The following is a 23,780-nucleotide window of genomic DNA, read 5'->3' on the forward strand; positions in this document are numbered from 1 at the left end:
GCGTCGCCCGCGCTGGCGGGCGCTCGGAACGCGGCGCGATAATTTCCTACACCCTCGAATGCCGGAAACCGCCATGTCCGCAGCCAGCCGCAACGACCCCACCCGCGTCATCCGCGCCCCGCGCGGCAGCGACAAGACCTGCAAGTCGTGGTTGAGCGAGGCGGCCTACCGCATGATCCAGAACAACCTGGATCCGGAAGTGGCCGAGAACCCGGCCGAGCTGGTGGTCTACGGCGGCATCGGCCGCGCCGCGCGCGACTGGCCTTCGTTCGACGCGATCCTGAAATCGCTGCGCGAGCTGGAGGACAACGAAACCCTGCTGATCCAGTCGGGCAAGCCGGTCGGCGTGTTCCCTACCCACGCGGACGCGCCGCGCGTGCTGCTGGCCAACTCCAACCTGGTCCCGCACTGGGCGACCTGGGAGCATTTCAACGAGCTCGATAAGAAGGGCCTGATGATGTACGGCCAGATGACCGCCGGCAGCTGGATCTACATCGGCTCGCAGGGCATCGTCCAGGGCACCTACGAAACCTTCGTCGAAATGGGCCGCCAGCACTACGGCGGCGATCTCAAGGGCAAGTGGATCCTGACCGCGGGTCTGGGCGGCATGGGCGGCGCGCAGCCGCTGGCGGCATCGCTGGCCGGCGCCTGTTCGCTGAACATCGAATGCAAGCAGAGCAGCATCGACATGCGCCTGCGCACCCGTTACGTCGACGAGCAGGCCAGCGACCTGGACGACGCGCTGGCGCGCATCGCCAAGTACACCGCCGCCGGCGAGGCGCGCTCGATCGCGCTGCTGGGCAATGCCGCCGAAGTGCTGCCCGAACTGGTGCGCCGCGGCGTGCGGCCGGACGCGGTCACCGACCAGACCAGCGCCCACGATCCGGTCCACGGTTACCTGCCGATCGGCTGGACCGTCGAGCAGTGGCTGGCCGCGCAGAAGACCGATCCCGAGGGCGTGCGCGATGCGGCCAAGCAATCGATGCGCGTGCACGTGGAGGCGATGCTCGCGTTCCAGCGCCAAGGCATCCCGACCTTCGACTACGGCAACAACATCCGCCAGATGGCCCAGGACGTGGGCTGCGAAAACGCGTTCGATTTCCCGGGCTTCGTGCCGGCCTATGTGCGCCCGCTGTTCTGCCGCGGCGTCGGCCCGTTCCGCTGGGTCGCCCTCAGCGGCGATCCCGAGGACATCTACAAGACCGACGCCAAGGTCAAGGAGATCATCGCCGACGACGCCCACCTGCACCGTTGGCTGGATATGGCCAAGGAGCGCATCAGCTTCCAGGGCCTGCCGGCGCGCATCTGCTGGGTCGGTCTGGGCCTGCGCCACAAGCTCGGCCTGGCCTTCAACGAGATGGTGCGCAACGGCGAGCTCAAGGCGCCGGTGGTGATCGGCCGCGATCACCTCGACAGCGGCAGCGTGGCCTCGCCCAACCGCGAGACCGAGGCGATGAAGGACGGCAGCGATGCGGTCAGCGATTGGCCGCTGCTCAACGCCATGCTCAACGTGGCCGGCGGCGCGACCTGGGTCTCGCTGCACCACGGCGGCGGCGTCGGCATGGGTTATTCGCAGCACTCCGGCGTGGTCATCGTCTGCGACGGCAGCGTCGAGGCCGATAAGCGCATCGCGCGCGTGCTGTGGAACGACCCCGGCACCGGCGTGATGCGCCATGCCGATGCGGGTTACGAGATCGCCCAGGCCTGCGCCAAGGAGCAGGGCCTGAAGCTGCCGATGCTGTGAGCCTGCGGCAGCCTCGGCTGCCTCTGGCAGGCGCGGTGCGAGCCGCAACCGCGAGGTAACCGCGCACGGCGTCAGTTTCGCCGCAGTTGGGTTGGCGCGGTCGCGGCTTGCGCCGCTCCTACAGGGGTTGCGGGGGAGCAGCGAGCGAATCGACGGCCCGGTGTTCGGGCCGTCTTCGTTCGCGCCGGGCGGCCGCGATCAGCCCGGTATCGTCGGTTCCACCAGGCGTTCCAGCAGGGTCAGCGATTCCTGCCAGCCCAGATAGCACTGCTCCGGCGGGATCGCATCGGGGATGCCTTCCTGGACCACCTGCAGCTCGGTGCCGCAGGACACGGGGCGCAGGCTGATGGTGGTGACCATGGTGCCGGGCAGCTCGGGGGCGTCGAAACGATCGTCGTGGACGATGCGCTCGTTCGGCACCAACTCCAGATAGGTGCCGCCGAAGCTGTGGCCCTGATCGGTCGAGAAATTGCTGAAACTCATGCGGTACTTGCCGCCGACGCGCGCGTCCAGCTCGTGCACGGTGCAGGTGAAGCCGTCGGGCGGCAGCCACTTGGACAGGGCCGCGGCATCGAGGAAGGCGCGATAAACGCGCTCGGCCGGGGCGGTGAAGACGCGGTGCAAACGGACGGTGCCGGTCATGGGTAGTCTCCTAGGCGAGGTGTAGCCCTCACTGTGTCCGACGAACGAGCGGGGCTGGGATCGACATCGCGTCTATACCTTTTTCGGCGTGGGGCCGGTGTATGCATTCTGGTTCCGGTAGCCGTGCGGATCGCAAGAGGGTGAGAACGGCGCGGTTGTCGTATCGGTGCTGCGTGCTCTCGTGACGCACCAGCCGCCGATGCGTGTGGTCGGACGACCTGGAGAGCACGATGAGCGGGCGTTGGGTGTGCTCCGATCGTCGGTGCGCGCATTGATCGACGCCTTGCGACGCAACGTTTCGAACTTTTCGACAGTTTCCGTATTCGTCGCGGCATGGCTGAATAGGGGCGCCGTCCCAGCCTTTGAGACGACCGCGCGCCAGGATGCGCGGGACGATGGGTCGGCTGCGGGGGCGAGCGACGATGAATCGTTCGTCGCATGTCGAATTCGCCGCTCCTGGTTCGTCGTACCCGTAAGCAGGTACGACGGCCTCCGCCGTACTCCCGTCCCTCCAGTGCATGGATAGGTCCCGATGAGTCAGCAAACCCCAACCGTTTCAGAATCCGATCCGGCCGCCGCGCCGCACGTGCCCACCGGCTCGCTGTGGAGCGAGATCCGCGAGGCCGTGCGCGGCACCAACGCCGATTACACCAAGATCCCGCTGCGGCGCGCGGTGTTCCTGCTGGCGGTGCCGATGGTGCTGGAGCTGGTGCTGGAGTCGACCTTCGCGGTGGTCGACATCTTCTTCGTCGCCAAGCTCGGCCCGTCCGCGGTGGCGACGGTGGGCCTGACCGAAAGCTATCTGTTCCTGCTGTACGCGGTCGCGATGGGCCTGGCGATGGCGGTGACCGCGCTGGTCGCGCGCCGCATCGGCGAGGGCAAGCGCGAGGACGCGGCGGTAACCGCGGTGCAGGCGATCTTCGTCGCCGTGCTGGTGTCGGTGCTGCCGGCCATACTCGGCATCGTCTACGCCCAGGACCTGCTGCGGCTGATGGGCGCCGATGCCTGGAGCATCGAGCACGGCTACCGCTACACCCAATGGATGCTGGGCGGTAACGCGGTGATCATGCTGCTGTTCGTCATCAACGCGATCTTCCGCGGCGCCGGCGACGCGGCCATCGCGATGCGCGTGCTGTGGCTGTCCAACGGCCTGAACATCCTGCTGTGCCCCTTGCTGATCTTCGGCCTGGGGCCGGTGCCGGCGCTGGGCATCGAGGGCGCTGCCATCGCCACCAACATCGGCCGCGGCGCGGGCGTGGCGTTCCAGTTGTGGGTGCTGTTCCACGGCGGCAAGCACATCCGCGTCGTGGCCGCGCAACTGGTCTGGCGGGGCGCGCTGCTGTGGCATGTGGTGCGCACCTCGCTGGGCGGCATCGGCCAGATGATCGTGGCGATGACCTCGTGGATCTTCCTGATGCGCATCCTGGCCAGCGTCGGCAGCGAGGCGGTGGCCGGCGCCACCATCGCGATCCGACTGATGATGTTCACGATGATGCCGGCCTGGGGCATGTCCAACGCGGCGGCGACGCTGGTGGGACAGAACCTGGGCGCCGAACAACCCGAGCGCGCCGAGGCCGCGGTGTGGCGCATCGGCTGGTACAACATGGCCTACCTGGTGATCGTGTCGGTGCTGTTCTTCGTGTTCCCGCAGCAGCTGATCGGCTTGTTCACCGAAGACGCCAAGGTGATCGCGGTCGGCGCCGAATGGCTGCGCATCCTGTCCTATTCGTTCTTCGTCTACGGCTGGTGGATGGTCACCGTGCAGGCCTTCAACGGCGCCGGCGACACCATGACCCCGACCAAGATCAATGTGGTGTTCTTCTGGCTGATCCAGATCCCGCTGTCGTATTTCCTGGCGATCAGCTTGAACTGGCAGCAGTCCGGCGTGTTCTGGGCGGTATTCGTATCGGAGACCTCGGTGGGTCTGTTCACGCTGTGGTTGTTCGCGCGCGGGCGTTGGAAGACGGTGCAGGTCTGATCCAAGCGCAAACGCGAACGGCCCGCGCTCGCGGGCCGTTCGCGCTTACGACACCGGGCTTTCAGTCGGCGGATTTACTGCGCAACTGCTGCAGTACCTGCGTCTCAAACGCCTTGCCCGCGCGCTCGGCCTCGGCCGGGTCGCCCGGCGTGAGCAGCTTCTGCCGCAGCGCCGCGTCGATCGCGGCGCGCGGTCCGCCGACCACGATCAGGGTCTGGTCGCCGGTGTCCAGCGCCAGATAACGGTCCTGGGATTTGCGCGCCTGCAGCAGCGCGTCCAGCAGGCGCAGCACGGCATCGACGTCGTACCAATCGCCCTGGTTCTCGGCGCGGGTGCGGTAGATCATGCCGTCGGCGTAGGCGACCAGCTGGTAGGGGCCCTCGTCGTCCTCGGGCGCGAGCTCCTCGAACACGACGCCGCTCAGCGACGGCCGCACCAGCGCGGCGAGTTCGCGCAGCAGGCTGTCGTGCGCGTTCGGGAACTGGCCGGTCTCGACATCGAACCAGTGCGCGTAGCCGGCCGCTTGCAGCACCGCCTCGGTGTCCGCGCCTTCGACCTGGGTCGGATCGACCTCGCCGACGCGCACGAAGCCCAGCGCCTGCAACTGGTCGATGCGCGCGCGCACCTGGGCCAGGGCGGCGGGCTTGGGCGTCGCGGCCTCCTTCGGAGTTGGCGGTTTGCCCAGCCCGGTGCAGATCGGATCGTCGACGCGGCGCGCACAGGCCGCCTGCAATTGAGACTGGCCGCTGCCCTGGTCGGTGCGCGCGAACGCCATCGCGACCTCGTCGGCGCGTTGCGGGTCGCGGATCTGCGCGTGCAGGCGTTCCAGCGCGGCCGTGGCCTCAGGCTGGTGCAGTTCCGCGAGCACGAACGCGGCCTGGCGCGCGATCGTTTCGTCCTCGCCCAGCATGGCCGCGCGCGCGGTGCGCTCCAGACGCGGGCTGAAGGGTGGCCGTGGGCCGGTGCCGCCGTTGTGGCTGTCGTAGTAGGCCAGCACCGCCGCGTCCGGCGTGTCGGCGCGCAGCACCGCGGCGCTGTCGGCGGGGCCGGCGCAGCGCTCGGCGAAGCTCGGCATCAGCGCGCGCCGCAAGGTGGAATCGACTTCGCCAGCGATCGCGCGCGTGGCCGTACAGAACGCCGGCGTGGCTTCGCCATAGCGCAGCTGCTGCTGCCATTGCGCGGTCCAGGCGGCGACGTCCGCGGCCGGCACCTCGTCGGCGCTGCGGCGCAGGCGCGCGATCCAGCCCGCATCGCCGCTGGCGATGCCGTCGCTGGCATGCATGATCGGTGGGAAGCGGCCGCGGTCCTCCCACCAGCCTTGCAGGTCGGCGGCCGTGGACGGCAGCGCCGCGGTGTAGCGCGGCGGCAACGGTCCGCGCTCCACGCTGACGCGGCTGGCGGCGGGATCGGCGAACGCGACGCGTGCGCCCGTGCCGTCGGCCGCGGGCGCGCCCGCCGGAGGTTCGCCGCAAGAGGACAGGCCGGGTGTCGCCAACAACGCCAGCCACCAGCTGAGATTCGAGCGCATCCGTCCTCCCCGACGGTAGTGCGGATGCGCCCGATTGTTTCAGCACGGCCGCGCAGGGTAAAGCCGCGGCCGAGCGCGCTTAGTCGCCGGCTTCGGTGCTGACGACTCGGCCGTTCAGCGGCTGCACCGGGCGGCGGTTGCCTTCCGGGAATTCGGGTCCGCTGAAGCGCGCCGAGAATGCGGCCAACTGGCTCAGGCTGGCGGTGCGAACCCTGCCCATCACGTGCCAGGCGAGGTTCTCGCGACAGTCCGGCGTGGTCAGGGAGCCGCTGAACCGATAGCTGCGTCCGCTCGGGATCAGCGCGCGCAGGTTCAGGGCCTGGGCCGGTGCCGACTGGCCTTCGTGCGCGGGCATCGCCGCGATGATCTTGTCCAGCTGCGGATCGCGAGCGCCCTCGTCGAACAGCACGCCCACCACCGCGATCGCGCCTGAACCGTCGGTGGCGGTATGCACGAAATGCAGTTCCAGCGGGTACTGCTCGCCGTCGATGTAGTTCTCGCTGGGCGTGTGGACGTGGAACTGGACCAGCGTGTAGCTCTTGCCCGCGATGGTCAGCGTGTTGCCGGCTGGCGCCCCGGTGCGGATGGTGTGGCCGTCGTTGTGGACCGTGACGTTAGCGGAGGTCGAGTAGTTGAAGTTCAGGCTGGGCAGGCTCATGACGCGCGCGTTGGCGCGGATCACGTCGATCGGCGATTGGCGCGTGCCGGAGGAGCACAGCGCGTAGTCGGGATCCAAGCTGCCCCAGTCGACGGTGCCGTGCTCGTAGCCCCAAGGCGTGGACCCGGCAGCGCTAGCGCCCGCGGATGTGAGTAAAAAAGACGCACAAATGGTGGACAAAAACATCAGACGACGTGTCATTTCGGGCTCCGGAAGGGTTGGGTGGCGCCGCGACGCGCACCAAATTCCCATCGCGGCCGCCGCAAACTAGCCGCCGCCCGCGGCGCCTACGCCCGCTGAACAGCGGAGCGCGGCTCTGCCGATCGGCGTATGCCGGGCCATGTCCTCGACCGTAGTGTGATTCGCTTGGCTGTTCTCGCCGATCGCGCGGCCGGAAGATCGGCTGCGGACGGGGTTTCGCGCGATGCTGGCGTGGATGGCCGCTGCGGACCGCCGCGACCCGGGGACGTCGGTGGCCGTGCGCTCGTCGCGGCGTAACGCCGGACGGGGCGCGCGTCCGCACGCCGAGGTTGCCGGAGGGAAGCCGCATGCCGATCGTTTTGAACCTGCCCTTGCGTGTGTTGATCGTGGACGATCACGAGATCGTGCGCGCCGGCCTGCGCACGCTGTTGGGCGGCTTGCGCTGGTTGCAGGTGATCGCCGAAGCCGGCGACGGCGGCGCCGCGATCGAACTGGCCGAGCGCCTGCGCCCGGATCTGATCCTGCTGGACGTGCGCATGGCCGGTATCGACGGCTGCCAGGTGCTGCGCCATCTGGCCTGGCAGCCGCTCACGCGCGATATCGTGGTGATCAGCCTGCACGACAGCCTCGAGCACGTACGCGAAGCGCGCAGCGCGGGGGCACAGGCCTATGTCTTCAAGGACACCACGCGCACCGAACTGCTGGGCGCGATCCAGCGCGCGTGGCGCGAGCGTCCGCAGCGCAAGGGACCGCGCGGCGATGTCGAGGCCGCGCATTTTCCGATCGACGAGCGCCTCACCGAGCGCGAGGGCCAGGTGCTGGCGTTGCTGGCGCAAGGGCTGACCAACCGCCAGATCGGCGATCGCTTAGGCATCGCCTGCGGCACCGCCAAGACCCATGTCGAGCACATCCTCGCCAAGCTGGGCGTGCGCCACCGCACCCAGGCCGCGGTGCGTTCGGCCGCGCTGGGGCTGGCGCCTCCGCCGCGCAATCCCGACACGCCGGGCGCGGGGCTGCAGGCGCGCGCGTTCACAGCTCCAGGATCGGTTTGAACCCGCCCCAGAACATGCGCATGCCGTCGAAGGGCAGCTTCTTCGGGTCCATGGTGTCGCCCAGGCGCGGGTCCTTCATGACCTTTTCCACCACCTTGTCGCGCTGGGCGCGCGATTTGTAGACCACCCAGGAGAACACCACCACCTCGTCGGTCTTGAGCTTCACCGCCTGCGGGAAGGAGGTGACCTTGCCCGGCTTGACGTCGTCGGCGACGCATTCGACGTAGGCGAGCGCGCCGTGCTCGCGCCAGACCTTGCCCGACTTGCGCGCGAGGCGCTTGTAGGCGGTGAGGTTCTTGCGCGGTACCGCCAGGACGAAACCATCGACGTAGCTCATACATCCTCCGTGTCTGGGGACAGGTGCGCAGCCGTGGCGACTGGCCGGCGGATCATGCCAGCGCCGGGCTCAAGGTCGGATGAAACGCCGCCGGCAGGTCGCAGGGCCTGAGATGCGGCCGGGCTCCAATGCCCTTCCGATTCGATACCCTGCGCCCATGCTGAGCACGCTCGCGATCGCCCACTACCGCTCCCTGCACGACCTGATCGTGCCGATGGGGCGACTGAACCTGGTCACCGGCGCCAACGGCAGCGGCAAGTCCAACCTGTACCGCGCGCTGCGCCTGCTCGCCGAGACCGCGCAGGGCGGGGTGGTGCCGGCGCTGGCGCGCGAAGGCGGCCTGCGTTCCACGCTCTGGGCCGGGCCCGAAGAATTGTCGGCGCGCATGCAGCGCGGCGAAGTGCCGGTGCAGGGCGTGGCGCGCCAGAAAGCGGTGTCGCTGCGCCTGGGCTTCGCCGGCGACGAATTCGGTTACGCGATCGATCTGGGCTTGCCGCCGCCGTCGCTGTCGGCGTTTTCGCTGGATCCCGAAATCAAGCGCGAGGCGATCTGGAGCGGGCCGTTCCTGCGCGCATCCAATCTGCTGGTCGATCGTCGCGGCGCGACCGCGCGCGTGCGCGACGGCCGCGGCTGGCGGGTGGTCGCCGAACACCTCAATGCCTTCGAGAGCCTGTACGGCCAGATCGCCGACCCGGTCGGCGCGCCGGAGGTGCTGAGCCTGCGCGAGACCATCCGCGGCTGGCGCTTCTACGATCATTTCCGCGCCGACGGCGACTCGCCGGCGCGCCTGCCGCAGCTGGGCACGCGCACGCCGGTGCTCAGTCACGACGGCCGCGACCTCGCCGCGGCCTGGCAGACCATCGTCGAGATCGGCGATCCGCAGGCGCTGCACGCCGCGGTGGCCGACGCGTTCCCGGGCGCGCATGTGAACGTGGTCGGCGCCGACGGCCGCTTCAGTCTGGAGTTCAGCCAGCACGGCCTGCTGCGGCCGCTGTCGGCGGCCGAGCTGTCAGACGGCACCTTGCGCTATCTGTTGTGGATCGCGGCCCTGCATACGCCGCGGCCACCGCCGCTGATGGTGCTCAACGAACCCGAGACCAGCCTGCATCCGGATCTGCTGCCGGCGCTGGCGCGTCTGATCGCGCACGCCGCGCGCCGCACTCAGGTCTGGGTGGTCTCGCACGCGACCCGTTTGATCGCCGCGCTGGAGCAGGAACCCGGCTGCAACACCCTGCGGCTGGAGAAGGCGATGAGCCGCACTACCCTGGCCGGGCAGGGCCTGCTGGACGCGCCGGCCTGGCATTGGCCGGAACGCTGAGCCGCAAAGCAAAGGGCCGCCTCGCGGCGGCCCCTGCTTCATCGCGACGGCGATGGACTTACTTGGACAGTTCGAGCGCCAGCGAGGTCACCCAACCCTTGTTGCCCATCTCGTCCTCGACTTCCCACATCGCGCCCTGCTTGTTGCCGGTGGGGTAGAGCATCATGCCGACGTCGAGCGAACGCACCACCTTGCCCTTGCCGCTGGCATCGGTGTACAGACGGCCGGGCTTGACCACGGTCACGGCCTGCTGAGCGTTGGATGCCGACGCATTGCCGGACACGCCGCCGAGTTCGCCGACCAGGTCGGTGTAGGCCTGCAGATACGCCAGGGTGATGACCTGGCCCAGCTCGGTGTTGGCGTAACCCGACACGCCCGCGCCACCCAGGCCGCTGCTGCCGAACAGCGCGCCGCTGGCGCCGAAGCCGATATCGGTCTTCTTGGCGTGGCCTTCGGCCATCGCGACCTGCTCGGAGGAACGCACGTCGGTCAGGGTCAGCACCACGTCCGCGGTCTTCTTGCGGAAGTTGAGGTTGCCCGCGACCGCGCCGGCCTTGCCGCCGATCAGGCCACCGAGCAGGCCGCCGATGGCGTTGCCGCCGGCGTCGTTGTTCTGCGCGATCAGGTCGGGCACCAGCACGTAGTCGGCGGCCTTGATCTGGCCCTTGCCGACGTTGGAGCGGCCGCGCAGCTGGCCGCTGGCGGCGAGTTCGCGTTCGCGCATGGCCATGTCCATGCCGGCGCCGCGATCGACCAGGGTGAAGCAGCGCGACTTGTTCACGAACACCTTGATCAGCTTGCTCGGTGCGGGCAGCTGCTGGCCGGTCCACCAATTGACCGAGTCCTCCGGTTCGATGACCGAGATCGTGCCCAGGCTCTTGCTGCAGGTCGGAATCTGCGCGGTCTTCTCGGCGCGCTGTTCCTGTGCGCTCTTGCGCTGTGCCGAAGCGGGGGTGGCGGTCAGCGTCAGGCCCAGGCCCAGCGCGCATGCCAGCAGCGAGGCGCTGCCGAGCGAGATTCCCCTGTGTGCGGTCTTCATTGTGCGGTTATTCCTTCAACGACTACGAAAAAGCCGGCGTGTGCCGGCACCCAGTGGAGTCCGTTCGTCCTGTCCGGCCGTCGCCGCGATGGCGGGCCATCGGGCGGAGGGTCGATCCCCAAGCGAGCGTGCCGACGGCGGACCGTCGGGCGTGGCGACTCACTAGCCCATGATAACGTGACCGGCGTCGGATTCAGGACGCGTCCGTGGGGCGAATGCATCGATTCGGGGCGCAGCCCGGGCCTTGTGGCGTGTTCGTGCAAAGTCTGTGCCATCCGATGCAGGTTCGGGCGTGGCCACGGTGACCGCGCCCGTCGAGGCTAGAATCGGCGAACGAACCGGGGACCGCGAGTACGAATGATCGTTCCAGCCTATTGGGCGGAGGCGCGCCTGCAGCAGCGCACGCACCGCCGCCAGTTCACCGTGCGCCGCTTCGGCTGGTCGGACATCGGCCCGGCCGAGGCCCAGGCGCATGCCGATGCGCGCGTGCGCGAGGCCTTCGACCGCATCGTCGCCGGCGAACCCCTGCCGCGCCTGGAGCGCAAGGTCGGCTACGGCGGCGCCCAAGGCCTGCCGATCCGCGAAGAGATCGTCGACCGCCACGGCGACGCGGTGATCACCCGCAACAGCTACGGCGCCTTGTGCCTCAACACCCCGGACGTGCTGTTCGCGGACGTCGATTTCGACGAGCCGGCCAACGACGGACTGTCGAAGATGACGATGGCGGTGGTGGCCGCGGTCGCGCTGGCGCTGGGGCTGTGGACGCGATCCATCGGCTACGGCATCGGCGCCTTGTTCGCCGGCTTCATCGTCGCCAGGGTCATCGTCGGGTGGTTGCGCAAGCGCGCTCACGCGGCCAACGGCGGGCCGGAGGCGCGCGCCCGTCATCGCATCGATGCCTTCGTCGCCGCGCGCCCGGACTGGCTGCTGCGCCTGTATCGGACTCCGGCGGGTTTTCGTCTGCTGGCCTTGCACCGCACGTTCGGACCGCGCGAGCCGGAAGTCGTCGAAAGTTTCCGCGCGCTCGGCGCCGACCCGGTGTACGCGACCATGTGCGCGGTGCAGAACTGTTTCCGCGCGCGAGTCAGCCCCAAGCCCTGGCGCGTGGGCCTGAAGCGCAAGATCGTGCCGCCCAAGGCGGTGTGGACCTCCGAGCACGCGCAACTGCGCGAACGCCAGGCGTGGTTGGCCGAGTACGCGCAGGCCGCCTTGAATTACGGCGCCTGCCGCTACGTGGCGACGTTCGGCTCCGGCGTCGCCGATCCCAAGGCCGACGACATACGCCAGCTGCACGATGCCCTGTGCCGCGCGGACGAAGATCTGCCGATCGCCTGAGCCCGCCGTTCCTCAGGCGGCACCGGTCCACTCGCGGATGAAAGGCGCCAGCTGCGGGATCAGGTCGACCATGCCGTGCAGCGGCACGATCAGCCACAGCGAGCGCGTGCGCGCCCACAGCACGCCGAAGGCGATGCCGGCCGGCGCGATCATCACGATCGAATAGGCGATGGCCCAGCCCGGCGTCGGCGCGGCGACGCCTTCGAGCAGGCTGGCGCCGCGCAGGTACAAGCCGGGCGCATGGGCCAGGCCGAACAGCAACGAGGCCCAGGCGATCGCCGCGACCTGCGAGCCGGTCGCGAGCGCGAAATGCTCCTGCAGCACGCGCCGGAACAGCAGTTCCTCGCACAGTCCCGCTTCCACGGTCTGCCAGACGAAGCACAGCGGGATCGCCCACGCCAAGGTGGTCGCGGCCGGCGCGAGCTGCGACAGCGACATCAGGCCGCGCCCGAACACCGCCTGCATTGCCAGATAGGCCAGCGACATCAGCACGAACGCCAGCCACAGCCGGCGTGCGCCGAACGGCGCCTGGCCGCGCTCGCGCAGACGCAGGAACAGCCAGGCCGGCAGCACCACCATGGTCAGCAGCTTCAAGGCGAGCTTAGCGATCGACTGCGCCGGATCCTCGGGCACCGCCTGGTTGAGCGCGCTGAAACCCCAGCCCAGGATCAGCAGCGAGAACGCCGCCAGATAGACCAGCACGCCCGGCAGGCGCGCGCGGCCCTGCGGACGCGGCGGGTGGCGCGGCTTGCGGGTCAAGGCCCAGGCCAGCGCGGGGAACGCGATTCCGATCACGGCGAACAGGAACAGCGGATCGGCCAGGCTCGCGCCCGGCAATCGCTGCAACACGTACAGCGAAGCCAGATAGGCGAGAGCGGCGACCGCGAGGGCGATCGTGGCGTGGCGGCGGCGGGTGCCGGGCGAGGACGGGCTGTGCATCGGCGCATGGTGCGCGATGGCCGTCGCCGGGTCCGCTGCCGTTCGTCGCCCAACCAAAGTCAGGGGGCGATCGGCGTGCCGAATCGGCGCCTCAGCGCGGCGCGATCACCCGGATTTCCACGCCCTGCAGGCGTACGACCTGGCCGGCGTGGATCTTGCAGGTCTTGCGCAGCTCGACCTGGCCGTCGACGCTGACCGCGCCGCTGGCGACGATGGCCTTGCCGGTGCCGCCGCTGTGGGCCAGGCCGACCAGCTTCAGCAACTGGTTGAGTTCGACGTGATCGCGGTCGAGTTCGAATTCGATCGGGGACATGGCACCGGTGCTTGGAGAACGACGGGCAGGGTCGCAGCGCCGGCGTCCGCGCGCAAGCCGCACGAGCGCGGCCGGGCGCGGTAACGTGAGCGTTCCGGCCCTCGACGGGCGATCACTGGGAGAGGCGGCGATGAAACAGGCCAGGTATGCGACGCGCGGCCCGGTGCCGCAGGACGTGATCGAAGCGATGGATAGCGAGCTGCCGGCGCTGGCGCCGGGGCAGGCCCTGGTCGAGGTGTTGGCCGCGCCGATCAATCCCTCCGATCTGCTGACCCTGACCGGCCAGTACGGGCTGCTGCCGCCCTTGCCGGCGGTCGGCGGCAACGAAGGCGTGGGCCGGGTGCTGGCCCTGGCCGACGACGTGAGCGCGCCCGCGGTCGGGCGCACCGTGTTGTTGCCGCCCAGCGGCGGCACCTGGGCCACCCACATGGTGGTCAATGCGCGCGCGCTGCTGCCCTTGCCCGACGATGCCGATCCGGTGCAGCTGTCGATGATCACGGTCAATCCGCCGACCGCGAGCCTGTTGCTGTCCGAGTTCGTCGATCTGGCGCCGGGCGAGTGGGTGATCCAGAACGCGGCCAATTCGGCGGTCGGCGGTTATCTGGTGCAGTTGGCGGCGCTGCGCGGTCTGAAGACGGTCAACGTGGTGCGGCGCGAGTCGGCGCGCGAGGACGTGCTGGCGCTGGGCGCCGACGCGGTGCTGGTCGACGGCGACGATCTGGCCAAGCGCGTGCGCGAGGTCACCGGTGGGGCGACGATCCGGCTGGGCGTGGACGCGGTGGGCGGCGTCGCGACCGAGCGTTTGGCGCAGTCGCTGGGCGAGGGTGGGGTGTTGGTCAACTACGGGGCCATGAGCGGGGAGGCCTGTGCGCTGTCGCCGGCTTCGCTGGTATTCCGCGATGTCGCGCTGCGCGGGTTCTGGTTGGCGCGTTGGTATCGCACCGCGCCGCCGGAGCGGCGTGCGGCGGTGTTCGCGGAGTTGGCGGGGCTGATCGCGCAGGGCAAGTTGCATGCGCGGGTGCAGGCGACCTACGGGATCGATCAGATCAAGCAGGCGGTTGCGGCGGCGGCCGCGGGGGAGCGGGCGGGGAAGATTGTGTTGATTCCTAACGCGTCCTACCGCGAGTAGGTTCGCTTTCGTCTTTGATCCGCTCGTTTGCTTTTGACTCCCTCCTTTGGAAAAGGAGGGTTGGGGAGGATTTGCTGTTGCTTTGCTTTGCGTGGGTTCTTTACGGAAGTCAAAGGCTTCCGCCTGCTGCGCATGCGGGTTACTTTCTCTTGCTAGCCCAAGAGAAAGTAACCAAAGAGAAGGGCTAGCGTGACCAACCCTCCCCTGCGAATTCGAGGCTTTCGCCGGGATTTTTCGAATGGACATCCCTGTCCATTCGAAAAACGGCGCGCGTCCTGCGCGCCGCCCTTCGGGTCTACGGTTGGTCGGGTGAGTGCGGGGCTTTTGGNTTTTTCGAATGGACATCCCTGTCCATTCGAAAAACGGCGCGCGTCCTGCGCGCCGCCCTTCGGGTCTACGGTTGGTCGGGTGAGTGCGGGGCTTTTGGATTTGAATGCAACGGCAACGGCAACGGCAACCGCAACGGCAACGGCAACCGCAACCGCAACGGCAACGGCAACCGCAACCGCAACCGCAACCGCAACCGCAACTGCGACCGCAATGGCAGCAGGCGGCTTTTTGCTGTCATCTCGGTGTAGGCGGGGATCAACTTCAGGGCGTAGTGGAGCAGGGTGTCGGTGGTTTCGGTGGTAGAGCGTCGCCGCGTTGTCTGAGTGACCGACCCGGTTCGGTTCAGGTCCAGGTTCAGCCCGGCGGCGCCTGAGCGCCGGCGCCCAGGGCGCGTTTGCGCTCGGGGCTGAGCTGCTTGATCGCGTATTCCGCGCGCAAGGCGGTCGAGCGGTCGGGGTAGGCGAAGCTGTTCAGCAGTCGCAGGGGCGGGTGCGAGCGCGTGTAGCGGGCGCCTTTGCCGGCCGCGTGCTGGGCGTAACGGCGGTCCACGTCCACCGCGATCCCGGTGTAGACGCTGCCGTCGCGGCATTCGATGAGGTAGACGTGCCAGACGGCCATGCCGATAGGGTAGCGGCGATCGCGCCGGCGCCGCGAATCTGAATGGCCATCACAACCATACGCCAACGAACGTCATTGCTAGGACACGTAGCGACGCCGACAATGGGTCTTCCTCTGGAGAATCCGCTTGAGCGCCGCAGACGAATCGCACGCCGCCGTAACCAACCTGCGCCAACTGTGCGCGCGCTTCGCCAAACCGCACCTGGGACGGGCGGTCTGGCAACTGATCAACACCCTGATTCCGTTCGCCGCACTGTGGACCCTGATGGCCTGGAGCGTGGTGGCGCAATGGGGCTACGGCTGGACGCTGCTGCTGGCGCTGCCCTCCGCCGGCCTATACGTGCGCATCTTCATCATCCAGCACGACTGCGGGCACGGCTCCTTCTTCGCCAGCAGCCGCGCCAACGACATCGTCGGCCGCTGCCTGGGTCTGGTGACCCTGTTCCCCTACGGCTACTGGAAGAAGACCCATGCCGTGCACCACGGCACCTCGGGCAACCTCGACCGCCGCGAGATGGGCGATATCGAGACCCTGACCGTCGCCGAGTACCGCGCGCGTTCCTGGCTGGGCCGCATGAGCTACCGCTTCTACCGCAGCACGCCGGTGCTGCTGGGCATCGGCCCGCTGTACCAGTTCGTGCTCAAGCACCGCTTCCCGTTCGATCTGCCCTTCACCTGGAAGAAGGAATGGGCGAGCGTGCTGCTCAACAACCTGATGCTGATCGTGGCCTTCGTCGCGATGGGCTTCACCATCGGCTGGCACACCGTGCTGCTGGTGCACCTGCCGATCGTGCTGCTGGCCGGCGCGATGGGCGTGTGGCTGTTCTATGTGCAGCACACCTTCGAGGATGCCTACTGGACCCGTAAGGACGACTGGAACTCGCACGAGGCCGCGATCGCCGGCAGCTCGTTCTACGACCTGCCGCGGGTGATGCATTGGTTCACCGGCAACATCGGTTACCACCACATCCACCACCTCGCCAGCCGCATCCCCAACTACCGTCTGCGCGAGGCCTACGAGTCCAGCCCGCTGCTGCAGGCCGCGCCCAAGCTGACCCTGTGGTCCAGCCTGAAGTGCGCGCGATTGAAGCTGTGGGACGAAGACCTCAAGCGCATGGTCGGTTTCCCCAAGCGCGCGCGGGCCTGATCCGCGTCTAGCAAGCACCGGGCAGGGCGTCCGCAGCGCGCGACGTCCTGCCCTCAGCGCTCCGCCGTGACCGATCCGGCGGGCGTCGCCGCCCGCAAGCGGGCGCCCCAGCGCTTCAGCGCCGTCCCTCGCGTACCGCCCCACGCTCCCGGCCTCGACCGGCGCTTCGCTTCCACGAGGCCCACGGCCCGGCCGCTCGGCCCGACGCAGGCCGACGAACGGCGCTTGACTTCGTCTTCGATTGATTTAGCATTTTAGTTAAATAAGCAAATGACTAAACCATAGAGGTGTACCGCCATGATCGATGAAGCCCTAGTCACCCAAGTCGGCCTGCTCGCCTACCTGGCCATCTCCGTCGCCATGACGATCTGGGTGGCCCGCACCCTGTCTCGCAACGGCGAGGTGTTCCTGGTGATGTGCTTCGGCCAGAACGAAGTGCTGGCCAAGTCCACCAACCATCTGCTCGTGGTGGGCTTCTACCTGATCAACATCGGCGTGATCGCGATCCGCCTGGACGGCTGGAACGCCGACGCCCTGCTCAGCAACCCGATCGCCCATATCGGCAGCAAGATCGGCGTGTCGGTGCTGATGCTGGGCGCCATGCACTTCTTCAACATGATGATGATTTCGCGCTACGGCCGGGTGGTGTCGGGCTGGATGAACGAGCAGCGCTACGAAGAGCGCGTCGCCGAAGCCGCCGCGCGCGGCGCGCCGCCGCCGCTGCCGGGCCGCGGTTGAGGCCGGCTTGCGACGCGCGACCACGCCGCAAGTCCAGGCCGCGACGGGTGCGCGCACCCGCCGCGGCTTGCGCGCGTGCGGCGCCGCGCGGGGCCGGTTTCGCCCGCGCTCATACCCGCGCGGTGCGGAAGGCTATGATGTTCCCGCACCGCATCGACCGTGCGCGCCGGCCCTCGCGGGCCGTCGTCGTTCCGACCATGAAAGCCCAGCCATGAGCGCTCAGTTATGAAACAGGACAAGATCTTCGAGGCGCTGGCGTCCACGCCGCGGCGGCAGATTCTGGCCTATCTGTCCGAGCAGGAACTGCCGGCCGGCGACATCGCCGCGCGTTTCAACATGAGCGCGCCGGCGGTCTCGCGCCACCTGTCGGTGCTGGTCAACGCCGGCCTGATTTCCAGCGAGCGGCACGGGCAGTTCGTGGTGTACAAGCTGGTGCCCGACAACCTGGTCAATACCCTGACCCAGTTCGCGTTCGAGATCTGCCCGGTCGGCGGCCCGCTCAAGCGCGAGAGCCGGCGCGCGAAAAAAGCGGCCGGTTGAGCCGGCCGCTGGGGGAATGGCGCCGCTGTCGCGGCGCGGTATCGCATTCGATCCGGGCCGGCGCGACGCGCCGGCCGACCCTGCTTCAATCGCGCTCGAAGCGCGCGATCTCGTCGGCGATCGCTTGGGCACGGCGCAGGCTGCGGCCGGTGATGCTGTCTTCCATGGCCTTGGCCAGGCGCGGCCGGCTGGGGTGGCGCGACCAGCGGTGCAACCACCAGGTCGCGAGCAGGCCGACGACGCCGATCGCCCCGCCGATCGCGAACACCGAGGGCGCATTGACGTACATGTCCGCGCCGAACAGCACCATGAAGACCACGGTCATGAACGGCATCCAGATCAGCCACCAGGCCAGGCCCACGACCATGCCGGTGCGCACATAGAACTTGCGCAGCCGCGCCAGGCGTTTCTGGATGTCCAGCACCGGCGCCGAGTAGTCCACCGCCGCGATCATGGCCTGCACCATGCCGCCGCAGGCGATCAGGGCCACGCCGTAGACGTGCAGGATCAGGCCGCACACGAACAGGTGGGGGACCTCGCGGTGGCTGGTCCAGAAATCGACGCCCAGCAGCAGCACCGCCAGCCCCATCAGCATCTGCAGCCCCTGGCCCACGACCAGCGGCCACAGGCCGGATTTCAGGCGCTTGCCGCGTTCTTCGCGGAAGCGCAGCAGGTCCATGGCGTGTTGGCGCTCGAGCTTGCGGTCGAGGTCCTGCCAGGCTTGTTTGAGATCGTCCAGTTCCATCGTCGTTGCGCTCATCGTGTCGTGTATCGCGTGGTGGAAAGAAGTGCGCGCGCCGCCGTCAGTCCGGCATTTCGCTGCGGATGCGTTGTTTGAGGCGGCTGATCTTGGTGGCCGCGTTGGTCTCGCTGATGCCGAGCACCTCGGCGATCTCGCGGTAGCTGCGGTCTTCCAGGTAGAGCAGCAGCAAGGCGCGGTTGAGCGGTTCCAACTGGCCGATGAAGCGGTGCAGGTCGCGCACGCGCTGCGCGCTCTCGTGGTCGCCGGCGGATTCGTCGGCGAGTTCGTGCAGGTCTTCGTCCAGCGGCACCGCATTGCGTTGGCGCGGGCCGTCGCTGCGCACGAACGAGATCGCCACGTTCAGCGCGATCCGGTACATCCAGGTCGAGAACGGCCGCGACGGGTCGTAGCCGGGATAGGCGCGCCACAACTGGGTCGCGATCTCCTGGGCCAGGTCGGCGCGATCGTCGGGGTGCCGGCAATAGGTATTGCCGACCTTGAAGACGATTTTGCGATGCGCATCCAGCAGTTCGCCGAAGCGTTGCCGTGCGTTGTCCATGCCGACCGCCCCCTCCAAACCCTTCATGCCGATGCCGCCGCTTCCGCCCTAGTCGAACACATGATTCGCGGGGAGGGGCGAAACATCACAGCCGGGCGCGGCCGAGGGCGGGGCGGTCAGCCGGGCGGCGGCGCGGCCGGGCGGTGGCCGGCTTCGGCGCGGCGCCGATAGAACGACAGCAGGGTCTCGCTCTGGCCGCCCAGCAGCCAGCGCCCCAGCGGCGCGGCATACCAATCGAAGGCGGTGCTGACGCGGTAGTCCAGGCTCATCGCCAGTTCGGTGCCGCCGTCGCGCGGGGTCAGGGTGTAGCGCGTGTCGAGCAGGTCGAAGTACTCGCCGCCGATGCGCACGTGATCGTCCAGCGCGCCGGGGGGCACGGAATCGTCGTCGAAATGGTATCGCCAGTTCACGTAGCGCTGCGGCTGCCAGTCGGTCGACATCTGCTGGAAGTGGATGCCTTTGCCCATGCGCACATCGCGAACCAGGCCGGTCGGCGTCTGGCGCACGATGCCGGCCAGGGGCTTGGGCACGCCGATGCGGTAGGTCCAGGCGGCATCGACTTCATCGGGTCGGATCGCGTCCGCGGTCATCAGCTGGCGCCAGACTTCCGCTGGCGGCGCGGCCACGAAAACCTCCCGCTCGATACGTTCGATGCGGCCTTGGGGATGCGGGTTCTCCACGGCGCCCAGCACCAGCGGCAGCAAGGCGGCCCCGTACAGCGAGGTGCCCGGCCATTTGGTCAGGCGGCAGATCAGGCCCATGCACAAGCCGCCGAGCGCGCCGATGATCGCGAAGATAGGGGCTGCGAGGACGACGCAGATCGCGCCTTCCAGGCCCACGGCCATGGTTCCGATCACGAAGAACACATTGGCGAGCGCGCCCATGCCGAAGTGGAAACCCAAGTCCTTGCGGGTTTGCCGCTCGACCACATAGACGGCCACCATGCCGACCACAAACGGCGCGAGCAGCAGGAACGAAATCAGCATGGTCGCGTAGGGCTCTCCGGCGTCCGCGCTGAAGATCAAGCGTAAGCCCAGACCGACCAGCACACCGCATAGCAGCGGCCATAACCAATTGCCGTACAGCCAACGAACTTTCCCGATCGGCGGCGCCGCGCTCATGACAGCCCCCGCGCGCGCAGACCCTGGCAGAACATGCAGGGCGTCGGCGCGGGCTCGGGCAGCCGGTGCAGCTCCGGACGCGGCGGCAGGTCGGCGGGCTCGCGCAGGCGACCGACCAGGCCGACACGCGCCAACGCGCGCAGCGTCCACCAACCCGGGTCCCATTCGCCCGCATACAGCCCCAAACGCGCCGAGCCCGGGAACGCATGATGGTTGTTGTGCCAGCTCTCGCCCATGCTCAGCAGCGAGGCGAAGCGCACGTTGTGGCCCTGCACCGCGGCGCCGCGCACTTCGTGGTGCATGCCACCATGGTTGTGGGCGAAGTAGCCGATCAGCCAGTGCCCGAACACGCCCGCGCTCACGCGTGCACACACGCCCCAGAACACCCAGCCCCAACCGCCCAGGGCGAAGAACAGCAGCGCCCAAGGCAGGTGCTGAGCCATCCAGCTGCGCTGCAGGAAGCGATAGAACCGGTCGTCGGCGATGCGCGCTTCGATCGCGATCTGCGGCGGATCGGCCAGCCGCAGTTCGCAGTGCAGTTGCCACCAGGCGTCGATCAGGAACGGTTGCCGGTGGGCGAGGTAGTCGTGGCAGTGCGGCAGGCGTTGGGCGTAGTCGCGCAGGTCGTGGGTGCGCACCAGGCCTAAAGGCCCGGCCAGGCCGACCTGCACGCCGCAGTAGACCAGCAGGTACTCCAGCCACTTCGGGCAGTCGTAGCTGTCGTGGATCAGTTTGCGGTGCATGCCCAGCGAGTGGCCGAGCAGCAGCACGGTGGCGGTGCTGAGCACGAACAGGGCCAGGGCCGACCAGCTGAAGTACCAGGCACCGCCGACGATCGCACCCAGCACCATGGCGCTGAACCACACCGAGCGCACCGGTTCCCAGACCACCGCCCCTGCGCTGACCGCGCGCACCGCGGCTTCGGCATCGGGGTGAGCGCGCACGCGATGGGTGCTCAGGCTGTCGGGCAGTGCGTTCATGGCGATCCCCTGGTCTGGGCGCGGACCGCTCCCAGGCTGGGGCGACGTCGGCGGTATTCAGCATTTAACTAATTTGCTAAATGTTTATTTGCGAGCGCCACGCTTGTCAAGCGGCCGCCGACAGGCGGCGATGCGGCGCTCGCGGGCCCGCGGGCGTCAGGCCCGCGGCGGCGCGCCGCGCTCGGAGGCGAGGTCCGGCGCGACCCAGGCGTCCACGCCCCAGGAGCGGGCCAGAGAGGCGCGGCAGGCGGCCGCCAGCTCCAGCGCGCGATGGCGCAGCTCCGAACGGTCCTCGGGCATGTACTGCAACGCTTGGCCGAACAGCACCATGCCGGCCTCGACCTCGCGGTTCTCGACCAGCGCCAGCTCGCCCCAATACAGCTCCCAGAAGCGCGCGACCGCGTCGCCGTGGTCGTGCGCGGACGCGATGCGCGCGCACACCCGCGCCGCTTCCGCGTACAGCTCGAGCTGTTTCTCCAGGAACGGCCGGGTCGCCTCGATGCGCCGGGCCTCGGCCTTGCGCTCGCCTTCTTCGCGCATGGCCTGCAGCTGATCGCGGCGGGCGGTGCGCCAGGTCCACACGCCCCAGCAGAACGAGGCGCTGGCGCCGACCACCGCGATGAGCACCTTGAGGGTTTCTGCATCCATGCCTTGCGCTCCGATGCTTCAGTCGACGAAGTCGTACAGACGGTAGATCCAGGACAGCTCGTAGAGAATGCCCGCGACCACGAACGCACGGTGGAACCACTCCGAACGCGTGCGCATCGCGATCAGGCACATCAGCACGAAGCCCAGATTGCGCAGCGGGTATTCGGGGCCGCGGCTTTCGAAGTAGATGCTGCCCTTGATCGCGGTGTCGATGAAATCGATCAGGTAGCTCAGCGCCATGATCCCGAAGAACCACTTGCGCCGCGACTGGAAGTAATCCTGCCAGCCGCCGTAGTCGCCGATGTCGTCGGGAAACAGCAGGGTGCACAACAGAAACAGCACGACCACGTAGACGATCAGGAACGCGTAGGCGGTGATGGTCCAGGCATGCACGTGGATCAGGCGGAACTCCCACCACCAGAAATGGATGAGCAGGATGAACATCGACACCGCCCAGCCCAGGTGCACCCAGTAGATGCGATCGCGGCCGGGGTGCTGGACGAAGCGCGCCAGGCCCTTGAGCAGGGTGGTGATCGCCAGGCCCAGGATGATGCCCAGCAGGACCCGGATATGGAGGAATTGCGGTTCCATGCGCGCGCTCCGTGTGGCGACAGATCTTGCGGCCGGTCTCCCGGCGGCGGCCTTCCCTGGGCCGTGCCGGCGCCGGCAGCATACGGCGCGCCGGGGCCGCGCGGCGAGGTTGGAGCGCAGGCTCGGGCCAATGCTGCGATCATGGCGCATGAGCCAGAACGACGATTTCGCCTCCCTCCCGCTGTCGCCCGCCTTGTTGCAGGGCGTGGCCGCGCTCGGTTACGAGCGCATGACCCCCATCCAGGCCCAGGGCCTGCCGGCCCTGTTGGAGGGCCGCGACCTGATCGCGCAGGCCCCGACCGGCAGCGGCAAGACCGCCGCCTTCGGCCTGGGCCTGCTGCACCGACTGGACCCCGCCGACGGCCGCACCCAGGCGTTGGTGCTGTGTCCCACGCGCGAGCTGGCCGACCAGGTCGGTCGCCAGCTGCGCAAGCTCGCCTTCGCGATTCCCAACCTCAAGGTCTCGGTGCTCTGCGGCGGCATGCCGCTGGGCCCGCAGTTGGCCTCGCTGGAGCACGCACCGCACGTGGTGGTCGGCACGCCCGGCCGCCTGCAGGAGCTGGTGCGCAAGCAGGCCCTGCGCCTGGATGCGGTGTCGGTGCTGGTGCTGGACGAAGCCGACCGCATGCTCGACATGGGCTTCGAGGAGCCAATCCGCGAGCTGGTCGGCAAGACCCCGCGCAAGCGCCAGACCCTGCTGTTCTCGGCCACCTTCCCCGACGCGATCCGCACCCTGGCCGCGAAGATGATGCGCGAGCCGGTCGAGGTCACGGTCGAAGGCGCCGCCGGGCAGCCGGTGGTCGAGCAGCATTTCTACGAAGTCGAGCCGGCCAGGAAGACCCCGCTGCTGGCCGCGCTGCTGCTGGAGTTCCGCCCGGATTCCTGCGTGGTGTTCTGCAACATGCGCCGCGACACCGAGGAAGTGGTCGGCTCGCTGAGCCACTACGGCTTCACCGCGCTGGCCCTGCACGGCGATATGGAGCAGCGCGACCGCGACGAAGTGCTGGTGCGCTTCGCCAACCGCAGCTGCAACGTGCTGGTCGCCAGCGACGTGGCCGCGCGCGGCCTGGACGTGCAGGACTTGGCCGCGGTGGTGAACTACGAACTGCCGACCGATCCGGACGTCTACATCCATCGCATCGGCCGCACCGGTCGCGCCGGCCGCGGCGGCGTGGCCCTGAGCCTGTGCAGCCCGCGCGAGATCGCGCGCGCGCAGCCGATCGAAGAACGCCAGGGCCGGCCGTTGCGTTGGGAACGCGCCGCGCCGCTGGCCGGCCGCGCCAGCAACGTGCCGGTGGCGCCGATGGCGACCCTGCGCATCGACGCCGGCCGCACCGACAAGCTGCGCCCCGGCGACGTGCTCGGCGCGCTCACCGGTGATGCCGGGCTCAAGGCCGATCAGGTCGGCAAGATCGACGTGTTTCCGACCCGCTCCTATGTCGCCGTCGCGCGCGCGCAGGCCGCGCAGGCGCTGGCGCGTCTGCGTGAAGGCAAGATCAAGGGGCGCAAGTTCCGCGTGCATAAACTGTAGGAAACCGATACGGGAAACGGCG

At 68.6% G+C, this 23,780-nt stretch carries 24 protein-coding genes; 10 read left to right on the forward strand and 14 right to left on the reverse strand.

All coding sequences use genetic code 11. From position 1 onward, the window contains the following. Positions 1-73 precede the first annotated feature (73 nt). Positions 74-1,744, forward strand: a complete 1,671-nt coding sequence (gene hutU, locus ASE35_RS00560) for a urocanate hydratase (RefSeq protein WP_057163374.1) — start codon at positions 74-76, stop codon at positions 1,742-1,744. 198 nt (positions 1,745-1,942) lie between these two features. On the opposite strand, the gene ASE35_RS00565 is transcribed toward hutU, so the two are convergent. Continuing rightward, on the reverse strand, positions 1,943-2,386 hold the full coding sequence (locus ASE35_RS00565; RefSeq protein ID WP_056172571.1) for an SRPBCC family protein: 444 nt from the start codon (positions 2,384-2,386) through the stop codon (positions 1,943-1,945). A 532-nt stretch (positions 2,387-2,918) separates the two neighbouring features. Between ASE35_RS00565 and ASE35_RS00570 the strand changes: the two genes are divergently transcribed. Beyond that, complete coding sequence (locus ASE35_RS00570) at positions 2,919-4,364, forward strand: MATE family efflux transporter (protein ID WP_082611053.1); 1,446 nt, start codon at positions 2,919-2,921, stop codon at positions 4,362-4,364. Positions 4,365-4,425: 61 nt separating this feature from the next. On the opposite strand, the gene ASE35_RS00575 is transcribed toward ASE35_RS00570, so the two are convergent. After that, complete coding sequence (locus tag ASE35_RS00575) at positions 4,426-5,892, reverse strand: hypothetical protein (RefSeq protein WP_057162659.1); 1,467 nt, start codon at positions 5,890-5,892, stop codon at positions 4,426-4,428. A 79-nt stretch (positions 5,893-5,971) separates the two neighbouring features. Next, on the reverse strand, positions 5,972-6,628 hold the full coding sequence (locus ASE35_RS00580) for a carbonic anhydrase family protein (protein WP_057162660.1): 657 nt from the start codon (positions 6,626-6,628) through the stop codon (positions 5,972-5,974). Between the two features lie 470 nt (positions 6,629-7,098). On the opposite strand from ASE35_RS00580, the gene ASE35_RS00585 reads away from it, so the two are divergent. Further along, the gene (locus ASE35_RS00585) at positions 7,099-7,803 is read left to right on the forward strand and encodes a response regulator transcription factor (protein ID WP_057161464.1); all 705 of its coding nucleotides are present in this window, start codon (positions 7,099-7,101) and stop codon (positions 7,801-7,803) included. Here the strand turns inward: ASE35_RS00585 and ASE35_RS00590 are convergent. Continuing rightward, positions 7,781-8,140: a DUF1428 domain-containing protein gene (locus ASE35_RS00590; RefSeq protein WP_056172590.1), complete on the reverse strand. Its 360-nt coding sequence runs from the start codon at positions 8,138-8,140 to the stop codon at positions 7,781-7,783. The genes ASE35_RS00585 and ASE35_RS00590 overlap by 23 nt on opposite strands. A 157-nt stretch (positions 8,141-8,297) precedes the next feature. On the opposite strand from ASE35_RS00590, the gene ASE35_RS00595 reads away from it, so the two are divergent. Continuing rightward, positions 8,298-9,458 (forward strand): AAA family ATPase, encoded by a 1,161-nt coding sequence (locus tag ASE35_RS00595; protein ID WP_057162661.1) that lies wholly within the window; start codon positions 8,298-8,300, stop codon positions 9,456-9,458. Between the two features lie 58 nt (positions 9,459-9,516). On the opposite strand, the gene ASE35_RS00600 is transcribed toward ASE35_RS00595, so the two are convergent. After that, complete coding sequence (locus tag ASE35_RS00600; protein WP_056172595.1) at positions 9,517-10,497, reverse strand: CsgG/HfaB family protein; 981 nt, start codon at positions 10,495-10,497, stop codon at positions 9,517-9,519. Between the two features lie 357 nt (positions 10,498-10,854). Between ASE35_RS00600 and ASE35_RS00605 the strand changes: the two genes are divergently transcribed. Then, positions 10,855-11,832: a hypothetical protein gene (locus ASE35_RS00605; protein ID WP_057162662.1), complete on the forward strand. Its 978-nt coding sequence runs from the start codon at positions 10,855-10,857 to the stop codon at positions 11,830-11,832. A gap of 12 nt (positions 11,833-11,844) precedes the next feature. On the opposite strand, the gene ASE35_RS00610 is transcribed toward ASE35_RS00605, so the two are convergent. Then, the gene (locus ASE35_RS00610; protein ID WP_057162663.1) at positions 11,845-12,771 is read right to left on the reverse strand and encodes a CPBP family intramembrane glutamic endopeptidase; all 927 of its coding nucleotides are present in this window, start codon (positions 12,769-12,771) and stop codon (positions 11,845-11,847) included. Positions 12,772-12,862: 91 nt separating this feature from the next. Beyond that, a complete protein-coding gene (locus tag ASE35_RS00615; RefSeq protein ID WP_056172605.1) occupies positions 12,863-13,084 on the reverse strand; it encodes an RNA-binding S4 domain-containing protein in 222 nt (73 codons plus the stop codon). Between the two features lie 130 nt (positions 13,085-13,214). Here ASE35_RS00615 and ASE35_RS00620 point away from each other — a divergent pair, with 130 nt between their 5' ends. Then, complete coding sequence (locus tag ASE35_RS00620) at positions 13,215-14,213, forward strand: zinc-dependent alcohol dehydrogenase family protein (protein ID WP_057162664.1); 999 nt, start codon at positions 13,215-13,217, stop codon at positions 14,211-14,213. Positions 14,214-14,897: 684 nt separating this feature from the next. On the opposite strand, the gene ASE35_RS00625 is transcribed toward ASE35_RS00620, so the two are convergent. After that, positions 14,898-15,161 carry a GIY-YIG nuclease family protein gene (locus tag ASE35_RS00625; protein ID WP_056172611.1) on the reverse strand — a complete coding sequence of 88 codons (264 nt, stop codon included), beginning with the start codon at positions 15,159-15,161 and terminating at the stop codon, positions 14,898-14,900. Between the two features lie 127 nt (positions 15,162-15,288). Between ASE35_RS00625 and ASE35_RS00630 the strand changes: the two genes are divergently transcribed. The 3 genes from ASE35_RS00630 (at position 15,289) to ASE35_RS00640 (ending at position 17,586) form a co-directional block, all read left to right on the forward strand. Continuing rightward, on the forward strand, positions 15,289-16,308 hold the full coding sequence (locus ASE35_RS00630; protein WP_200943917.1) for a fatty acid desaturase: 1,020 nt from the start codon (positions 15,289-15,291) through the stop codon (positions 16,306-16,308). 297 nt (positions 16,309-16,605) lie between these two features. Continuing rightward, positions 16,606-17,046 (forward strand): hypothetical protein, encoded by a 441-nt coding sequence (locus tag ASE35_RS00635; RefSeq protein WP_175489039.1) that lies wholly within the window; start codon positions 16,606-16,608, stop codon positions 17,044-17,046. 225 nt (positions 17,047-17,271) lie between these two features. Further along, entirely contained in the window at positions 17,272-17,586 is a 315-nt protein-coding gene (locus ASE35_RS00640; protein WP_057162665.1) for a metalloregulator ArsR/SmtB family transcription factor, read from the forward strand. A gap of 85 nt (positions 17,587-17,671) precedes the next feature. Here ASE35_RS00640 and ASE35_RS00645 read toward each other — a convergent pair whose 3' ends face one another. The 6 genes from ASE35_RS00645 to ASE35_RS00670 form a co-directional block, all read right to left on the reverse strand. Further along, positions 17,672-18,346 (reverse strand): hypothetical protein, encoded by a 675-nt coding sequence (locus tag ASE35_RS00645; protein ID WP_157489192.1) that lies wholly within the window; start codon positions 18,344-18,346, stop codon positions 17,672-17,674. A 43-nt stretch (positions 18,347-18,389) separates the two neighbouring features. Further along, the gene (locus ASE35_RS00650; protein ID WP_057163375.1) at positions 18,390-18,887 is read right to left on the reverse strand and encodes a sigma-70 family RNA polymerase sigma factor; all 498 of its coding nucleotides are present in this window, start codon (positions 18,885-18,887) and stop codon (positions 18,390-18,392) included. Between the two features lie 116 nt (positions 18,888-19,003). Continuing rightward, positions 19,004-20,008 carry an SRPBCC domain-containing protein gene (locus ASE35_RS00655; RefSeq protein WP_157489193.1) on the reverse strand — a complete coding sequence of 335 codons (1,005 nt, stop codon included), beginning with the start codon at positions 20,006-20,008 and terminating at the stop codon, positions 19,004-19,006. Beyond that, positions 20,005-20,988, reverse strand: coding sequence for an acyl-CoA desaturase (locus tag ASE35_RS00660; protein ID WP_200956976.1), 984 nt, complete (start codon positions 20,986-20,988; stop codon positions 20,005-20,007). Before ASE35_RS00660 ends, ASE35_RS00655 begins: the two co-directional genes overlap by 4 nt. A gap of 156 nt (positions 20,989-21,144) precedes the next feature. Continuing rightward, positions 21,145-21,636, reverse strand: coding sequence for a hypothetical protein (locus ASE35_RS00665; RefSeq protein ID WP_057161456.1), 492 nt, complete (start codon positions 21,634-21,636; stop codon positions 21,145-21,147). An 18-nt stretch (positions 21,637-21,654) separates the two neighbouring features. Beyond that, positions 21,655-22,227, reverse strand: coding sequence for a hypothetical protein (locus tag ASE35_RS00670; RefSeq protein WP_057162666.1), 573 nt, complete (start codon positions 22,225-22,227; stop codon positions 21,655-21,657). Between the two features lie 148 nt (positions 22,228-22,375). On the opposite strand from ASE35_RS00670, the gene dbpA reads away from it, so the two are divergent. Continuing rightward, positions 22,376-23,758 (forward strand): ATP-dependent RNA helicase DbpA, encoded by a 1,383-nt coding sequence (dbpA, locus tag ASE35_RS00675; protein ID WP_056172627.1) that lies wholly within the window; start codon positions 22,376-22,378, stop codon positions 23,756-23,758. The last annotated feature ends 22 nt before the right edge of the window (positions 23,759-23,780 follow it).

The sequence above is a fragment of the Lysobacter sp. Root916 genome (assembly GCF_001429785.1).
Taxonomy (GTDB): domain Bacteria; phylum Pseudomonadota; class Gammaproteobacteria; order Xanthomonadales; family Xanthomonadaceae; genus Lysobacter.

Excerpts from the sequence above, each read along its gene's own strand:
- hutU (WP_057163374.1), top strand. The coding sequence starts at position 74 with ATGTCCGCAGCCAGCCGCAACGACCCCACCCGCGTCATCCGCGCCCCG.
- ASE35_RS00565 (WP_056172571.1), bottom strand. The coding sequence starts at position 2,386 with ATGACCGGCACCGTCCGTTTGCACCGCGTCTTCACCGCCCCGGCCGAG.
- ASE35_RS00570 (WP_082611053.1), top strand. The coding sequence starts at position 2,919 with ATGAGTCAGCAAACCCCAACCGTTTCAGAATCCGATCCGGCCGCCGCG.
- ASE35_RS00575 (WP_057162659.1), bottom strand. The coding sequence starts at position 5,892 with ATGCGCTCGAATCTCAGCTGGTGGCTGGCGTTGTTGGCGACACCCGGC.
- ASE35_RS00585 (WP_057161464.1), top strand. The coding sequence starts at position 7,099 with ATGCCGATCGTTTTGAACCTGCCCTTGCGTGTGTTGATCGTGGACGAT.
- ASE35_RS00590 (WP_056172590.1), bottom strand. The coding sequence starts at position 8,140 with ATGAGCTACGTCGATGGTTTCGTCCTGGCGGTACCGCGCAAGAACCTC.
- ASE35_RS00595 (WP_057162661.1), top strand. The coding sequence starts at position 8,298 with ATGCTGAGCACGCTCGCGATCGCCCACTACCGCTCCCTGCACGACCTG.
- ASE35_RS00600 (WP_056172595.1), bottom strand. The coding sequence starts at position 10,497 with ATGAAGACCGCACACAGGGGAATCTCGCTCGGCAGCGCCTCGCTGCTG.
- ASE35_RS00605 (WP_057162662.1), top strand. The coding sequence starts at position 10,855 with ATGATCGTTCCAGCCTATTGGGCGGAGGCGCGCCTGCAGCAGCGCACG.
- ASE35_RS00610 (WP_057162663.1), bottom strand. The coding sequence starts at position 12,771 with ATGCACAGCCCGTCCTCGCCCGGCACCCGCCGCCGCCACGCCACGATC.
- ASE35_RS00615 (WP_056172605.1), bottom strand. The coding sequence starts at position 13,084 with ATGTCCCCGATCGAATTCGAACTCGACCGCGATCACGTCGAACTCAAC.
- ASE35_RS00620 (WP_057162664.1), top strand. The coding sequence starts at position 13,215 with ATGAAACAGGCCAGGTATGCGACGCGCGGCCCGGTGCCGCAGGACGTG.
- ASE35_RS00625 (WP_056172611.1), bottom strand. The coding sequence starts at position 15,161 with ATGGCCGTCTGGCACGTCTACCTCATCGAATGCCGCGACGGCAGCGTC.
- ASE35_RS00635 (WP_175489039.1), top strand. The coding sequence starts at position 16,606 with ATGATCGATGAAGCCCTAGTCACCCAAGTCGGCCTGCTCGCCTACCTG.
- ASE35_RS00640 (WP_057162665.1), top strand. The coding sequence starts at position 17,272 with ATGAAACAGGACAAGATCTTCGAGGCGCTGGCGTCCACGCCGCGGCGG.
- ASE35_RS00645 (WP_157489192.1), bottom strand. The coding sequence starts at position 18,346 with ATGAGCGCAACGACGATGGAACTGGACGATCTCAAACAAGCCTGGCAG.
- ASE35_RS00650 (WP_057163375.1), bottom strand. The coding sequence starts at position 18,887 with ATGGACAACGCACGGCAACGCTTCGGCGAACTGCTGGATGCGCATCGC.
- ASE35_RS00655 (WP_157489193.1), bottom strand. The coding sequence starts at position 20,008 with ATGAGCGCGGCGCCGCCGATCGGGAAAGTTCGTTGGCTGTACGGCAAT.
- ASE35_RS00660 (WP_200956976.1), bottom strand. The coding sequence starts at position 20,988 with ATGAACGCACTGCCCGACAGCCTGAGCACCCATCGCGTGCGCGCTCAC.
- ASE35_RS00665 (WP_057161456.1), bottom strand. The coding sequence starts at position 21,636 with ATGGATGCAGAAACCCTCAAGGTGCTCATCGCGGTGGTCGGCGCCAGC.
- ASE35_RS00670 (WP_057162666.1), bottom strand. The coding sequence starts at position 22,227 with ATGGAACCGCAATTCCTCCATATCCGGGTCCTGCTGGGCATCATCCTG.
- dbpA (WP_056172627.1), top strand. The coding sequence starts at position 22,376 with ATGAGCCAGAACGACGATTTCGCCTCCCTCCCGCTGTCGCCCGCCTTG.